The organism is Paraburkholderia sp. (assembly GCF_047605525.1).
Classification (GTDB): Bacteria; Pseudomonadota; Gammaproteobacteria; order Burkholderiales; family Burkholderiaceae; genus Paraburkholderia.
On record NZ_JASGFN010000014.1, the window covers coordinates 110,183 to 125,764 of the forward strand.

Here is a 15,582-nt window from a genome sequence, read left to right on the forward strand (position 1 = left end):
CGGTGCATCACGAGGAGACGCAGCAATGAAGATCAAGGGCATCCGCTGGTGGATGGTCGGTCTGGTCGCGGCCGGGCTGATCATCAATTACCTGGCGCGCAATACGTTGTCGGTCGCGGCGCCGACGTTGATGAAAGACCTCGACATCACGACCGAGCAGTATTCGCACGTGGTGGTGGCATGGCAGCTCTGCTATGCGTTCATGCAGCCGGTCGCCGGCTTCGTGCTCGACACGGTCGGCACCAAACTCGGCTTCGCGGTGTTCGCGCTTGCGTGGTCGGTGGCGTGCGCGGCGGCCGCATGGGCGACGGGCTGGCGCAGCCTCGCGGTGTTCCGCGGTCTGCTCGGCCTCGCCGAATCGGCGGGTATCCCGGCCGGCGTGAAGGCGACGAGCGAGTGGTTCCCGGCCAGGGAGCGTTCGGTCGCGATCGGCTGGTTCAACATCGGCTCGTCGATCGGCGCGCTGCTCGCGCCGCCGCTGGTGGTGTGGGCGCTGCTGCGCGGCCAGTGGCAACTGGCGTTCGTGATCGTCGGCGTGGCGGGCATCGTCTGGAGCGTGCTGTGGATGGTCGTCTACAAGCATCCGCGCCACCAGAAGCTGCTGGGCAACGCCGAGCGCGACTACATTCTGAGCGGCCAGGAAGCGAAGCATAGCGACGACGTCAACACGCCGAAGCGTAACTGGCGCTCGATGCTCTCGAGCCGCGATTTCTGGGCGATCGGTATTCCGCGGATTCTTTCCGAGCCGGCCTGGCAAACGTTCAACGCGTGGATCCCGTTGTACATGATGACCGAGCGTCACATGAACCTGAAGGAAGTCGCGATGTTCGCGTGGATGCCGTTCCTCGCCGCCGATATCGGCTGCGTGCTCGGCGGTTATCTGAGCCCGCTGTTTCACAGATACCTGAAGGTGTCGCTGTTCACGTCGCGCAAGCTGGTGTTCGTCGTCGGCGCGCTGTTCATGATCGGGCCGGCGTGCATCGGCCTGGTCGAGAGCCCGTACATGGCGGTGGCGCTGCTGTGTGTCGGCGGCTTCGCGCACCAGACGCTGTCGGGCGCGCTGTACGCGATCACGTCGGACATGTTCGGCAAGAACGAAGTCGCGACCGCGACGGGCATGGGCGGCATGGCCGGTTATCTGGGCGCCGCGGCATTCACCGCGCTGTTCGGCGTGCTGGTCACGCAGATCGGCTATAGCCCGTTGTTCGTCGTGCTCGCCGTGTTCGACCTGATCGCCGCGGCTGTGGTCTGCCTGATGGCGAGGAGCTCGGACAAGGTGCCGGATCCGATGTGGGCTGCGGGCGATGTGGTGACGGCGAAGTGAAAGTGAGGGGCGGGCGGCGCTAGCTGGTTGACGCGGGAGTGAAAAGAGGCGGCGTCCATGATGAACTGGGCGCCGTTTTTTTGTTGGCTGGGTTGATGCGGTTGGCAAGATCCTGGGGGCCGCGCCGTAGGTATTGGTGGCTAGCCAAACCTGGCGACGGCTGGAGTCCGCATTGAGTGGCTGACGTGAAATGCGAACATCGCCGCGCGTGCCTGTGCCGGGATCAGACGGGCTGTCTACTCGTTCAGGAGGCGCTGTATCTCGTCAAGGAGAGAAGCGGTCGTATAGCCCCACCCCTCGGGACGAAAGCCCCGCCCGAACAACTGTTTAAATGTGGCGTCCAGGTCATCCGGATGGTTGCCCCTGAACGAGTCTATTTCACGAACCAGATTTTCGTAATCGTAAGGACTGTCTTTCTTGTAACACGCGACAATTTCTGGAACGGTTTCTCCAAACAGATCGAAGTCCTGGCCGAAATATGTATTGAAGAGATGGTCCATTGCTGGATAGCGCTCTGACGAACTCATTTCTCTCATCCAAGGTAGGCGGTAAGAATGTAATACGGCATGCCGTTGTAGGTTTCGTATTTCAGTGTGACGAAAACCATTGTTCGAGGCTGCCAGGCTAACAGCCGATCACAGGGGTAGGGAATGGGCGATGGATGATTCTTGCGTCTGACCGGGCGTCAGGCTGCGCATCGCTGACAGTCACACGCTGGAGTGGCTGACGTGAAATGTGAATATCGCCACGCGTGCGTGTGCCGGGAAGCGTGAAATCATTCACGCGTGGCGGCAAGCGGACTACTCGCTGAGAAGCCGCTTTAATTCGTCAAGGAATGAGGCGATCGTGTAACCCCAAGGTTCGGGATCAACGTAAAAACCATATTTTTCTTCAAAATATTCGTCTAGGTTGGCAGAATGGTCGCGCTTAAAGCGGTCAATTTCACCCGTGATCAACGTGTGAAGAGTTTGGTCATTCTCCTCCTTGAAGCAGGAGATAATTTCCTGCACGTTGTCGCCCCATAAATCGAAATCCTGATTGAAATAGCCGTGAATCAATAAGTCCAGATTCGGGTAAGGTGATTCGTTTTCCATAGCAACCCTCAAGGCATCAGACCGGCTGTCTACTCGCTCAAAAGACGCTTGAGTTCTTCGAGAAACGAAGCGGTCGTGTAGCCCCATGGCGCCGGGTCAAAATCTCGTCCGTAATCCGTTTCGAACGCCGAGTCCAGATCATCCGGATGTTCGCTGATGAACGAATCTATTTCGTGAATCATTTCGAGGTAGTTTTCCCGCGGGCAGTCCCTCCTGTAGCACGAAACAATTTCCGGAATCGTATCTCCCCATAAATCAGAATCCTGATTAAGGTATGCGCCGAACAATTGATAAATTTTGGGGTAGCGATCTGACAGCATAGTTTTGGCCTTCATCCAACGATTGCAGTTTTGATATTTCAGCGCGACGACAACCTCATTCATCCGCATTAGTTTTCCTGTCTGCCTCGCTATTCCGTATGGGCGCGCTTTACTCCTGATATTGCCCATTCCGCCCGTTGTTGTTGAGGCCGCGAGGCTAACAGCCGATCACAGGGGTAGGGAATGGGCGGTGGATGATTCTTGCGCCTGACCGGGCGTCAGGCTGCACATCGCTGACAGTCATACGTTGGCCAAAGCGTAGGAGTGGGCGCCGGTCTTGAGAGACGCGATGGCGTGAGGCTTTTACCGCTTGGGAGGCGAGGAGGGCATCGCGTGCGGACTACGCGCGATGATCAGACGGCGAAGTGCGATCGAGCCAGCCATCAGTCACAATCAGTCACATGAAGACGGACGGCAAGCCCGATCGCAACGGGCGCATATGCGCGCCTGGCGGCGCGACGCATATGTCGCGTCCGTTAAATCAAGCGGTCTTCTGCCCGATCTCGTGATTGGCGAGCACTTCCAGCGCACGCACCATCGCGGAGTGATCCCACGCCTTGCCGCCGTGCGCGACGCACGCATTGAAGAGTGCCTGGCAGGTGGCGGTGTTCGGCAGCGACACGCCGAGCGCCTGCGCGGTCGACAACGCGAGGTTCAGGTCCTTCTGGTGCAGCTCGATGCGAAAGCCCGGATCGAACGAGCGTTTGGTCATGCGCTCGCCGTGCACTTCGAGAATGCGCGACGACGCGAAGCCGCCCATCAGCGCCTCACGCACGCGCGCCGCGTCGACACCGGCCTTCGACGCGAGCAGCAGTGCTTCGCCGACCGCCTCGATGGTCGCCGCGACGATCACCTGGTTCGCGACCTTGCACACCTGGCCCGCGCCGACCGCGCCGATCAGCGTGACGTTCTTGCCCATCATGTCGAAGAGCGGCTTGACGGTATCGAACGTGGCTTGCTCGCCGCCGACCATGATCGTCAGCGAACCGGCCTTCGCGCCGACTTCGCCGCCCGATACCGGCGCGTCGAGATAGTCGGCGCCGGCATCGCGCACGCGCGCCGCGAACTCGCGCGTCGCCATCGGCGAGATCGAGCTCATATCGACCACGATCTGACCCGCGCGCAGTGCGCTCGCCAGACCGTTCTCGCCGAACAGGACCTTCTCGACGTCCGGCGTGTCCGGCACCATCACGAAGATCACGTCCGCGTGCGCGGCCACCGCCGCCGGGGAGTCGCATGCGACGGCGCCGGCCTGGGTGAGCTCGTCGGGCACGCCGCTGCGCGTGAATGCGGCGAGCGGCACGCCGTTCTTCAGAATGTTGGCGGCCATGGGCTTGCCCATGATGCCGAGTCCGATAAAGCCTGCTTTTTTCATGGAATGCTCCGAAGATGTCGTGGCGGTGGCGTTCAAGCCTCACCCGCCGGTTTCTGCATGAAGTGTTTCTGTACCGCTTGCGCGGCGCCTTTGAGCAGCCCCAGATCCGCGCAGACCGCGACGATGCGCGCGCCCATCGACAGATAACGTTCCGCGTCGGCTTGCACCGGCGCGAGAATGCCGCTCGATTTACCGGCCGCTTGCGCGCGCTCGAACACGTGCGCGATTGCCTGCTGCACATCGGGATGGCCCGCGTTGCCGAGCTGGCCGTACGACGCCGCGAGATCGGACGGGCCGATGAAGACCGCGTCGATGCCGTCCACCGCCAGAATACTGTCGATTGCGTCGACTGCCTTGCGGCTTTCGATCTGCGGGATCACGCAGACGTTGTCGTTGGCGACGCTGAAGTAGTCGGCCACGGTGCCGTAGCGGTTGCCGCGATGGCCGACCGACACGCCGCGGATGCCTTGCGGCGGGTAGCGTGTCGACGCGACGGCGCGGGCGGCGTCGGCGGCGCTGTCGACGAACGGCACGAGGAAGTTCGAGAAGCCGCTGTCGAGAAAGCGCTTGATGACGACGCTGTCGTTGGCCGGCGGCCGCACGACCGGGGCGCTGCCGCTGTCCTTGAGCGCCATCAGTTGCGGGATCAGCGTGAGTACGTCGTTGGGCGCGTGCTCGGCGTCCAGCAGCATCCAGTCGAAGCCGATCGTGCCAAGCAGCTCGGTGGCGATCGGACTGGCGAGCGACGCCCAGCAGCCGATCTGGGTTTCTCCGCCGCGCACCGCGTGCCGGAAGCGGTTGGGCAAGGACTGGTAAGGCGTGACGGCGGGCATGCGGTATCTCCTCGAACTGCGATGGATCGGGAAAAGCTGAAACGGCGCCAGATAACGCGATAAAATGAAGTTATAAGTCGTCGTACATCTGGTGGCAGATTAGCATCGACGCCGCACGTTGTAACGGCCACGTAAACCCGAATATCTCCTTCCGACAAGCTTTTTGGGTTGCATGGAGTCCCCACGGTGTTGTAGGATGACCTATATCTTAAGCCTTCATTTGAGGAAAGCAAAAATGCCTGTTACCGGCGAAATGCTGATCGGTCGCAAAGCGGTGCGCGGCGCGGAAAAACCGCTGCGCGCATTCAATCCTGCCACGGGTTCCGAGATTGCCGAACCGGTGTTCGGCAGCGGCACCGTCGCCAATGTCGAAGAGGCCTGCGCGCTCGCGCAACAGGCGTTCGACCCGTATCGTCAACTGCCGCTCGCGGTGCGCGCCGAGTTTCTCGATCGTATCGCCGATGGCATCAGCGCGCTTGGCGACGAGCTGATCGAGCGCGCGCAGGCGGAATCCGGTCTGCCGAAGGCGCGTCTCGAAGGCGAGCGCGGCCGTACCACCGGCCAGCTCAAACTGTTCGCGCAGACCGTGCGCTCGGGCCAGTGGCTCAATGCCACGCTCGATTCGCCGCTGCCGGATCGCAAGCCGCTGCCGCGCTCGGATCTGCGCATGCAGAAAATCGCGCTCGGCCCGGTCGCCGTGTTCGGTGCCAGCAACTTCCCGCTCGCGTTTTCGGTGGCGGGCGGCGACACCGCCGCGGCGCTCGCGGCCGGCTGCCCGGTCGTCGTGAAGGCGCACCGCGCGCACCTCGGCACGTCGGAACTGGTGGGCCGCGTGATCCAGCGCGTCGCGCAGGAAATGGATCTCCCGGAAGGCGTGTTCTCGATGATCGTCGGCGCGGGTAGCTCGGTCGGCGAGGCGCTGGTCGCGCATCCGGCCATCAAGGCGGTCGGCTTCACCGGTTCGCGCGCGGGCGGCACGTCGCTGATGCGCGTCGCGGCGGCGCGTCCCGAGCCGATTCCGGTTTACGCCGAAATGAGCAGCATCAACCCGGTGTTCCTGCTGCCGAACGCGCTGGCGGCGCGCGGCGAGAGCATCGCGCGCGGTTTCGTCGACTCGCTCGTGCTCGGCGCGGGCCAGTTCTGCACGAACCCGGGCCTCGCGATCGCGATCGACGGCGACGCGCTGAAGGGCTTCGTCGCGACGGCATCGGAAGCGCTCGCGGCCAAGCCGGCGCAGACCATGCTGACTTCGGGCATCCACGCCGCCTATGAAGACGGCGAGAGCAAGCTCGCTGCGACGAAGGGCGTCGAAGTGGTGGCGCGCGGCGTCGCCGCAAGCGGCCCGACGCAGGCGTGCGCGGCGCTGTTCGTGACCGACGCGCAGACGTTCCTCGCGAACCCGGCGCTCGAAGACGAAGTGTTCGGCCCGGCCTCGACGATCATCCGCTGCAAGGACGAGCAGGACATGCTGAAGGTGGCCGAGCACTTCGCCGGCCAGTTGACCGCGACGCTGCAGATGGACAACGCCGACCTCGCGGCCGCGCGCAAGCTCGTGCCGATTCTCGAACGCAAGGCGGGCCGGATTCTGGTCAACGGCTTCCCGACCGGCGTCGAAGTGTGTCACGCGATGGTTCACGGCGGCCCGTTCCCGGCAACGTCGGACAGCCGCGCGACGTCGGTCGGCACGACCTCGATCGATCGCTTCCTGCGCCCGGTGTGCTACCAGGATTTCCCGGCTGAACTGCTGCCGCAGCCACTGGCCGACGGCAATCCGCTGGAACTGTGGCGCCGTCGGGACGGCGAGCTCACGCGTGGCTAACGCATGAGTCTGCCCTGAGGGGAGCACCGCAGCAAAAAAAATGGCCAGGAAATTTCCCGGCCATTTTTTTTATCCGCACCCTACGCGCAATCAGCTATTCGCGTCGTTCGCCTCATTCGCGCGACGCAGCCGTTCACGGCTATTCGACAGATGCATGCGCATTGCCGCGCGCGCGCCTTCCGCGTCGTGCCGCGTGATCGCTTCGAGAATGCTCTCGTGTTCGAGATTGACGAGCGTCAGATACGCGGCCGGATCGGCGCGCGCAATGCCGGCCGAATCGAGCCGGTTGCGCGGAATCAGCGCGCTGCCCATCTGCGAGAGGATGTCGACGAAATAGCGGTTGCCCGTCGCGCGCGCAACCGAGATGTGGAACTGCAGGTCCGCGTCCACGCTGTCGAGCCCGTTGTGGCGCGTGGCTTCGATTGCGTCGAGCGCGACGCGCATGCGTTCGAGGTCGTCCGGCTTCGCGCGTTGCGCGGCGAGACCCGCGCATTCGGTTTCGAGGCTGATGCGCAGCTCGAGAATGGACAGCACGTCGCGCAGCGTGGTGGCCGGCACCATGTCGATGCCGAGCTTTTCGCGCTGCGGCTCGAGCACGAAGCTACCGATACCGTGCCGCGTCTCGATGACCTTGCCTGCCTGCAGACGTGAAATTGCCTCGCGAATCACCGTGCGGCTGACGCTCAGCGTGTTCATCAACTGCGATTCGGTCGGGAGTTTGTCGCCGGGTTTCAGCACGTTGGCCGTGATCTGCTCGGTGACGTAGTTGACGACGAACTCGGCAAGATTGCGAGCGCGTCGTGGCGGTGCCGCGGATGCTAGTGGTGTAGCCATCGAAAACGCTCCTTGATCGGAAGTTTGCTGAGATACCTGCGTTTCATTATATCGTCGTCTGATGACTGATTATATAAGCGCCTGATCATTTTAGGCGCAAATATCACAGATATCGGCGGGTGCCCGTTCGGCGGCGCGCCTGCCTGAGCGGGTGGAAGTACGATAACTGCGACGGGCTCACGCTTCGCGCAATTCGACGCGCCTGATGTCCTTGACGATCACGAGATAGCTGATCACCGTGAGCAGCGCATTCGCGCCGACGAACACGAGCGCGCCGTTGAACGAACCCGAGCGCGCGACCAGATAGCCGATCACGATCGGCGTGACGATGCCGGCGACGTTGCCGAACATGTTGAAGATCGCGCCGGACAGACCCAGCGCTTCCTTCGGCGACGTATCGGCGACCACCGCCCAGCCGAGCGCGCCGATACCCTTGCCGAAGAACGCGAGCGACATCAGCGCGACGACGATCCAGTCGGTCGACACGTAGTTGCAGCCGATGATGCAGGTCGACAGCAGCATCCCGCCGACGATCGGCACCTTGCGCGCGACCGTCAGCGACGCGCCGCGGCGGATCAGTCCGTCCGACAGCACGCCGCCGAGCACCCCGCCGAGAAAACCGCAGATCGCCGGCAGCGAAGCCACGAGGCCCGCGTGCAGGATCGTCATGCCGCGCGCCTGCACGAGATAGATCGGAAACCAGGTCAGGAAGAAGTACGTGAGCACGTTGATGCAGTACTGCGCGAGATAGACGCCGAGCAGCATGCGGTTGCCGAGCAGCTGGCGCACGAGCGCCCAGCCGCCGGCCTTCGACACGTCGTCGGGACTCGTCCTGCGCGCGCCGCCCACGAGGCCTCCGCCTTGCTCGATGTATTCGAGTTCGGCGCGCGACACGCGCGGGTGGTCGGCGGGGTTCTTCATCGCCTTGAGCCACGTGAGCGCGAGCAGCAGCCCGATCACGCCCATCACGACATAGACCGAGTGCCAGCCGAACGCGTGGGTGAGCCACGCCATCAGCGGCGTGAACACGACTGCGGCGAAGTATTGCGCGGCGTTGAATATCGCCGACGCGGTGCCGCGCTCGTTGGTCGGAAACCAGCTCGCGACGACCTTCGCATTAGCCGGGAACGCCGGCGATTCGGCCGCGCCCATCGCGAAGCGCAGCGCGAACAGCGCGGTGATCGCGGCGCCGGCGCTGCCGAGCAGCCCGATCGAGCTTTGCAGCAACGTGAACAGCGACCACGAGAAGATGCTCGCCGCGTACACGCGCCGCGCGCCGAAGCGATCGAGCAGCCAGCCCGCCGGCAGTTGCGACAGCACGTAGGCCCAACTGAACGCGGAGAAGATATAGCCCATGCGGATCGCGTCGAGGCTGAATGCCGCGCGCATCGCGGAGCCGGTGACGGACAGCGTCGCGCGATCCGCGTAGTTGAGCGTGGTGATCAGAAAGATCAGCAGCAGAATGGCGTAGCGGACCTTGGTGCGCGCCGACGCATCGGCGCTGCTGGCGCTGTTGGCGGCATGAGTGGAACCGGCCGGGCGGCTCATGTCCATGGGTCATCTCCTGGGTTTTGTGTTGTCTGTCGTGCAAAAGCATCTGTCGTGCAAAAGCAGAAACGCCCGGCGACGTTGCCGTGCCGGGCGCTCGCGACGGGGCCGTCCGCGCGGCCCGCGTTCGTAGGGCTGGCGCGCTTCGCGCAAGCCGTGACGCCGATGTGTTACTGCGCTCCGAGCTTTTTGATCAGCGCGTCGAGCTGTTCCATTTCTTCCGGCGTCAGATCGGTCAGCGGCGCGCGCACCGGACCCGCGTCGTGGCCGACCAGCTTCGCGCCCGCCTTGACGATGCTGACCGCGTAGCCTGCGCGGCGGTTGCGGATCTTCAGGTACGGCAGGAAGAATTCGTCGAGTAGCTTGCCGACCGTTGCGTGGTCGTCAGCGGCGATCGCGCGGTAGAACGCCATGGCGGTCTTCGGAATGAAGTTGAATACCGCCGACGAGTACACCGGCACGCCCAGCGCCTTGTAGGCGGCGGCATAGACTTCCGCGGTCGGCAGGCCGCCGAGGTACGAGAAGCGGTCGCCGAGGCGGCGGCGGATCGTCACCATGTTTTCGATCTCGCCCACGCCGTCCTTGAAGCCGATCAGGTTCGGGCAGCGCTCGGCCAGACGCTCGAGCATGTCGGCGTTGAGCTTCGAGTTCGCGCGGTTGTAGATGATGACGCCCATGTTCGGCACGGCCTTGCAGACTTCTTCGGCGTGCACCGCGATGCCTTCCTGGCTCGCCTCGGTCAGGTAGTGCGGCATCAGCAGGATGCCTTGCGCGCCGTGGCGTTCGGCTTCCTTCGCGTAGGCGATCGCGACGCGGGTCGGGCCGCCGGCGCCGGCGAGAATCGGCACCTTGCCCTTGCAGACTTCGGTCGCGGTGCGCACGACGTTCGAGTAGTCGTCTTGCGTCAGCGAGAAGAATTCGCCCGTGCCGCCGGCGACGAACAGTGCCGAGGCGCCGTACGGCGCGAGCCATTCGAGGCGCTTGGCGTAAGTGTCGGCGCGGAAGTCGCCCTGGGCGTCGAAGTCGGTAACGGGGAAGGACAGGAGGCCTTCCGAAACGATCTGCTTGAGTTCCTGCGGTGTCGTCATGATGAGTATCCAGGCGTCGGTATGGGTCGATTAGTCTTGTCGACTAGCACGAGCCAGATTCGTACTAGTAGAAATTCAGTAGAAATTTAAATTTCTTATACGTCATCGTACAACAACAAATCCAGTAACTCAACGGGATTTTCACGGCATAATCCACCCTATAGGGTAAATACGGAACGTCTGGGCAAGTTTTCGTGTTGTAGGATGACGTATGATTAGCCCGCGCAGCAGGCTTATAGGGCCCTAAGGATCGATCAATGGAACACACTCCGCTCTACATACGCGTTCATCCCAACGACAACGTCGCGATCGTCGTCAACGACGGCGGTCTGGGCGAGGGCGCGGTATTCCCGGACGGCCTCAGGCTGCGCGAGCGCGTGCCGCAGGGCCACAAGGTCGCGCTGGCCGATCTGGCCGAGGGCGACGAGGTCATCCGCTACAACGTGGTGATCGGCTACGCGCTGAAGGCGCTGCCGAAGGGGAGCTGGATCAACGAGCACGTGATTCGCATGCCGAGCCCGCCGGGACTCGAAGACCTGCCGATCGCAACGACGAAGGCGCCGGACATGCCGCCGCTCGACGGCTATACGTTCGAGGGCTACCGCAACGCGGACGGCTCGGTCGGCACCCGCAACATCCTCGCGATCACGACCACCGTGCAGTGCGTCGCCGACGTGGTTCAGCACGCGGTCACGCGCATCAAGGCCGAGCTGCTACCGAAATATCCGAATGTCGACGACGTGGTGAGCCTCGGCCACACCTACGGCTGCGGCGTGGCGATCGACGCGCCGGACGCGATGGTGCCGATCCGCACCGTGCGCAACATCGCGCTGAACCCGAATTTCGGCGGCGAGGTGATGATGGTGAGCCTCGGCTGCGAGAAGTTGCAGCCCGAGCGTCTGATGCCACCGGGCACGATTCCGATCGCGGCGGCCGCGCTCGTCGACGACGTCGCCGACGTCGGTGACGTCGCGCTGGACCAGAACGGCGACGTCGTCGTGCTGCAGGACGAATCGCACGTCGGCTTCCAGTCGATGATCGAGTCGATCATGCGGATGGCCGACGGGCATCTCAGGCGCCTGAACAACCGCCGCCGCGAAACCTGCCCGGCATCCGATCTCGTCGTCGGCGTGCAGTGCGGCGGCAGCGACGCGTTCTCGGGCCTGACCGCGAACCCGGCCGTCGGCTTCGCGACCGACCTGCTGGTGCGCGCCGGCGCGACGGTGATGTTCTCCGAAGTGACCGAAGTGCGCGACGGCGTCGATCAGCTCACCGCGCGCGCGGCCAACGCGGACGTCGCGCAGGCGATCATCCGCGAGATGCAGTGGTACGACAATTATCTGAAGCGCGGCGGCGCGGATCGCAGCGCGAACACGACGCCCGGCAACAAGAAGGGCGGCCTGTCGAACATCGTCGAAAAGGCGATGGGCTCGATCATCAAGTCCGGCAACTCGGCGATCTCCGGCGTGCTGTCGCCGGGCGAGAAGGTCAACCAGAAGGGCCTGATCTACGCGGCGACGCCGGCCAGCGACTTCATCTGCGGCACGCTGCAGGTCGCCTCGGGCATCACGCTGCATGTGTTCACGACCGGCCGCGGCACGCCGTACAGCCTCGCCGAAGTGCCCGTCATCAAGGTCGCGACGCGCTCGGACCTCGCGCGCCGCTGGTTCGATCTGATGGACATCAACGCGGGTACGATCGCGACCGGCCAGTCCAGCATCGAGGAGGTGGGCTGGGAGTTGTTCCATCTGATGCTCGAAGTCGCGAGCGGCCGTAAGGAGACCTGCGCGGAAAAGCTCAAGCTTCATAATGCGCTGACGCTGTTCAACCCGGCGCCGGTGACCTGACGCTTGATCGGGCACCTGCCCGGTTGATCCGGTTCTGATCCGCCTGTAATCACAGAAACACAGAAACAAAAGACATGACCGATTCGAATGTTGACCGCTCCGCGGCAAAGAAACCCTTCCGCCGTCTGCTGCTCACCGGCGCCGCCGGCAACCTCGGCAAGCAGTTGCGCCCCGCGCTTGCCGACTGGGCCGACATCGTGCGCGTCTCCGACATCGCTTCGCTGGATGAAGCCGCGCCGCACGAGGAAGCTTCCGTCGTCGATCTCGCGGACGAAGCGGCGGTTCACGCGCTGCTCGAAGGCGTGGACGCGGTGGTGCATCTCGGCGGCATTTCCGTCGAGGCGCCGTTCGAAGACCTGCTAGAAGCGAATATCCGCGGCCTGTACAACCTGTACTCGGCCGCGCAGAAGCACGGCGTGAAGCGCATCATCTACGCGAGCTCGAACCACGCGGTGGGTTTCCATCCGGTGACCTCGGTCGTCGATGTCGACTCGCCGCTGCGTCCCGACGGCCTGTACGGCGTGACCAAGTGCTTCGGCGAATCGCTGTCGCGCTACTACTTCGACCGCTTCGGTCTGGAGACCGTGTGCCTGCGGATCGGCTCGTCGTTCGAGCAGCCGAAGAACGCGCGCATGCTCGTCACGTATCTGAGCTATCGCGATTTCATCGAACTCGTGCGCTGCTCGCTGTTCACGAATCGCATCGGCCATGCGATCGTGTACGGTGTATCGAACAACCGCATTTCGTGGGTGGATAACACGAAGGCCGCGTTCCTCGGCTTCCGTCCGAAGGACAGTTCGGAGCAGTTCGAGCATCTGTTCCCGGCGGCCGCTCCCGACCCCCGTTACGACGATCCGACCCAGCGCTTCCAGGGCGGTCCGTTCGTGCTCGCGGGACCGATGGAGCCGAAGCGGGAATCGACGGAGAAGCCGCAATAATGGGCGCGATGGCCAATCTGAAAGTGGAGCGGCTCGAAGCAGCCGGGCCGCTGCCCGCGGCGACGGGCGAAAGCCCGGTCTGGCGCGCGGCCGAACAGGCGCTGTACTGGGTCGACATTCCGGCGAAGAAGATCGTGCGGGCGCGCGTCGAAACGGGCGAGCGCACCGAATGGCAGTTGCCGGAGCAGGTTGCCTGTATCGCGTTCAATCGTGAGGGTACGGTGCTCGCCGGCTGCGAGAGCGGGCTTTTCGCGGTCACGCTTGGCGAAGCGTTGCAAGCGACGGTGCGCAAGCTCGCGGCGCCTGAATTCCCGCGCGGCGGCATGCGTTTCAACGACGGTCGCTGCGACCGGCAAGGGCGCTTCTGGGCCGGCACGATGGTGCAGGACATGGCGGCGGCGATTCCGGACGGCGCGCTGTACCGCTTCGACGGCAAGGGCGTGTTGTCCGCGCCGATCATCGATTCGCTGATCACGCAGAATGGCCTCGGCTGGTCGCCGGACGGCACGACGATGTATCTGTCCGATTCGCATCCGCTGCGCCGGCTGATCTGGGCGTTCGACTACGACGTCGAGACGGGCGAGCCGCGCAACCGGCGCGTGTTCGCCGATCTGAACCACTACGCGGGCCGTCCCGACGGCGCCGCGGTGGACGCCGAGGGCTGCTACTGGATCTGCGCGAACGACGCCGGCCTGCTGCTGCGCTTCACGCCGCAAGGCAAACTCGACCGGCAGATCGCGGTGCCGGCCGTGAAGCCGACCATGTGCGCATTCGGCGGGACTCGTCTGGACACGCTGTTCGTCACGTCGATTCGTCCGGGCAACGGCGCGAGCGAGCATGACGGCCATGTGTTCGCGGTGCGCCCCGGTGTGACCGGGCTGCCCGAGCCCGAATTCGCGGGCCCGCTGTAATCAGGCTTGCACACCGCATGCGCCGGGACGAAGCATTTCTCCCGGCGTTTTTATTTTCAGCGTATTTTAGGGCCGATTATTCGTCACTCGTCGTACAACAAATGATATAAAGGCAGCGATTATTCGGTTCTTCCTCTCAAAAAACAACACTTCGCGAGACCTTTTCCCCATTGGTGTTCCCGCCGCGCCGTGTGGTGCGCGCGCGTTGATCCCATGCCACGCCGGTCAGGAGTACCGGTCCTTTCCTGGGTGCGGGTAAATACCGTCTGTACAAGTCAAAAGCGCTTTTATAGACTTCGTATGTCGTCGTACAACATATAAGCCCAAACAAATGGCTTTCTGCGAGTTTGGGTTTTGAGTGCGAATACGGCGGCTTTCGTCGGCAACACGTTTTTTCATGTGGGCCGGAAAGCTCGCTGGCGTGATCGAAGTAAGGAAGTCGAGTGAGTGGCTGGAGTGCTGGATATCTGTGCCGGGGACGTTGCACAGCCAGTACGGCAACACGCACGCAGCCCGCGAGGGGCGAGCGCGGCGCCGGAGACGCATCAAAACCATGTCACATCCGCAATCGATGGGATGGTCTATTTTTCAAGGAATGTCACGATGAACAAGAAGTTTGCCTCTTCCCGTGTTTCGATGATCGTCGCAGCCGCGGCACTGGCGTTCAGCACGATGTCGGCCGAAGCACGCGTGTTCCGCTCCGCGGACGTGCACGGCGACACCTTCCCGACCAACATGGCCGTGAAGTACATGGGTGACGAGATCAGCAAGGCGACCAACGGCAAGGACTCGATCAAGGTCTTCGGCAACAGCGCGCTCGGTTCCGAAAACGACACGATCGACCAGATCCGCATCGGCGCACTCGACATGGGGCGCATCAACGGCGCGGCGTTCAACGAGATCGTGCCGGAATCGATGATCCCGTCGCTGCCGTTCCTGTTCCGTGACACCGACCATTTCCGCAAGGTGATGTATGGCCCGGAAGGCCAGAAGATCCTCGACGCATTCGCGGCGAAGGGCATGATCGCGCTGACGTTCTACGAGAGCGGCGCACGCTCGATGTACGCGAAGAAGCCGATCAAATCGCCGGCTGACATGAAGGGCGTGAAGGTGCGCGTACAGCCGTCGGACCTGATGGTCGACGAAATCAAGGCGATGGGCGGCACGCCGACCCCGATGCCGTTCGCGGAAGTCTATACGGGCCTGAAGACCGGCCTCGTCGACGGCGCGGAAAACAACCTGCCGTCGTACGAAGAGACCAAGCACTATGAAGTCGCAACCGTCTTTTCGGAGACCGAGCATTCGATGACGCCGGAAGTGGTGGTGTTCTCGAAGAAGGTGTGGGATACGTTGAGCCCGCAGGAACAGCAGATCATCAAGAAGGCGGCGGTCGACTCGGTGCCTTACTACGTGAAACTGTGGACCGCGCGCGAAGCCGACGCACAGAAGACGGTCACGAAGGGTGGCGCAACGATCATCCCGGCTTCGCAGATCGACCGCGCGGCTTTCGTGAAGGCGATGCAGCCGGTGTGGGCGAAGTACGAAAAGACGCCGCAAATGAAGCAGATCGTCGACGAAATCCAGGCAATCAAGTAAGTCTCGCGTCCCTGGCGCAACCCGTATCAGCAACGTTTATGGCCTGAGCGGCGTG

The 15,582-nt window shown here is 63.2% G+C and carries 14 protein-coding genes; 6 read left to right on the plus strand and 8 right to left on the minus strand.

What is annotated here, in order from left to right; all coding sequences use genetic code 11:
- Nucleotides 1-25 precede the first annotated feature (25 nt).
- On the plus strand, nt 26-1,324 hold the full coding sequence (locus QM685_RS20780) for an MFS transporter (RefSeq protein WP_415118806.1): 1,299 nt from the start codon (nt 26-28) through the stop codon (nt 1,322-1,324).
- A gap of 236 nt (nt 1,325-1,560) precedes the next feature.
- Here QM685_RS20780 and QM685_RS20785 read toward each other — a convergent pair whose 3' ends face one another.
- The 5 genes from QM685_RS20785 to garL form a co-directional block, all read right to left on the minus strand.
- Nucleotides 1,561-1,851 (minus strand): contact-dependent growth inhibition system immunity protein, encoded by a 291-nt coding sequence (locus QM685_RS20785; protein ID WP_415118808.1) that lies wholly within the window; start codon nt 1,849-1,851, stop codon nt 1,561-1,563.
- 273 nt (nt 1,852-2,124) lie between these two features.
- Nucleotides 2,125-2,418, minus strand: a complete 294-nt coding sequence (locus QM685_RS20790) for a contact-dependent growth inhibition system immunity protein (protein WP_415118810.1) — start codon at nt 2,416-2,418, stop codon at nt 2,125-2,127.
- A gap of 29 nt (nt 2,419-2,447) precedes the next feature.
- Nucleotides 2,448-2,801: a contact-dependent growth inhibition system immunity protein gene (locus tag QM685_RS20795; protein WP_415118812.1), complete on the minus strand. Its 354-nt coding sequence runs from the start codon at nt 2,799-2,801 to the stop codon at nt 2,448-2,450.
- A gap of 418 nt (nt 2,802-3,219) precedes the next feature.
- Complete coding sequence (locus QM685_RS20800; RefSeq protein WP_415118814.1) at nt 3,220-4,149, minus strand: 2-hydroxy-3-oxopropionate reductase; 930 nt, start codon at nt 4,147-4,149, stop codon at nt 3,220-3,222.
- Entirely contained in the window at nt 4,146-4,946 is an 801-nt protein-coding gene (garL, locus tag QM685_RS20805) for a 2-dehydro-3-deoxyglucarate aldolase (RefSeq protein WP_415118816.1), read from the minus strand. Before garL ends, QM685_RS20800 begins: the two co-directional genes overlap by 4 nt.
- Before the next feature lie 235 nt (nt 4,947-5,181).
- On the opposite strand from garL, the gene QM685_RS20810 reads away from it, so the two are divergent.
- Nucleotides 5,182-6,765, plus strand: coding sequence for an aldehyde dehydrogenase (NADP(+)) (locus QM685_RS20810; RefSeq protein ID WP_415118818.1), 1,584 nt, complete (start codon nt 5,182-5,184; stop codon nt 6,763-6,765).
- A 90-nt stretch (nt 6,766-6,855) separates the two neighbouring features.
- On the opposite strand, the gene QM685_RS20815 is transcribed toward QM685_RS20810, so the two are convergent.
- From QM685_RS20815 to kdgD, 3 genes are all read right to left on the minus strand, one after another.
- Complete coding sequence (locus tag QM685_RS20815) at nt 6,856-7,599, minus strand: FadR/GntR family transcriptional regulator (protein ID WP_415118820.1); 744 nt, start codon at nt 7,597-7,599, stop codon at nt 6,856-6,858.
- A 177-nt stretch (nt 7,600-7,776) separates the two neighbouring features.
- Nucleotides 7,777-9,153 carry an MFS transporter gene (locus tag QM685_RS20820; protein WP_415118822.1) on the minus strand — a complete coding sequence of 459 codons (1,377 nt, stop codon included), beginning with the start codon at nt 9,151-9,153 and terminating at the stop codon, nt 7,777-7,779.
- A gap of 164 nt (nt 9,154-9,317) precedes the next feature.
- Nucleotides 9,318-10,235, minus strand: coding sequence for a 5-dehydro-4-deoxyglucarate dehydratase (kdgD, locus tag QM685_RS20825; RefSeq protein WP_415118824.1), 918 nt, complete (start codon nt 10,233-10,235; stop codon nt 9,318-9,320).
- Between the two features lie 257 nt (nt 10,236-10,492).
- On the opposite strand from kdgD, the gene garD reads away from it, so the two are divergent.
- From garD to QM685_RS20845, 4 genes are all read left to right on the plus strand, one after another.
- Nucleotides 10,493-12,082 carry a galactarate dehydratase gene (gene garD, locus QM685_RS20830; protein WP_415118826.1) on the plus strand — a complete coding sequence of 530 codons (1,590 nt, stop codon included), beginning with the start codon at nt 10,493-10,495 and terminating at the stop codon, nt 12,080-12,082.
- A 74-nt stretch (nt 12,083-12,156) separates the two neighbouring features.
- Complete coding sequence (locus tag QM685_RS20835; RefSeq protein WP_415118828.1) at nt 12,157-13,020, plus strand: NAD-dependent epimerase/dehydratase family protein; 864 nt, start codon at nt 12,157-12,159, stop codon at nt 13,018-13,020.
- On the plus strand, nt 13,020-13,931 hold the full coding sequence (locus QM685_RS20840) for an SMP-30/gluconolactonase/LRE family protein (RefSeq protein WP_415118830.1): 912 nt from the start codon (nt 13,020-13,022) through the stop codon (nt 13,929-13,931). Before QM685_RS20835 ends, QM685_RS20840 begins: the two co-directional genes overlap by 1 nt.
- A 603-nt stretch (nt 13,932-14,534) precedes the next feature.
- Nucleotides 14,535-15,527: a TRAP transporter substrate-binding protein gene (locus tag QM685_RS20845; RefSeq protein ID WP_415118832.1), complete on the plus strand. Its 993-nt coding sequence runs from the start codon at nt 14,535-14,537 to the stop codon at nt 15,525-15,527.
- Nucleotides 15,528-15,582: the final 55 nt, after the last annotated feature.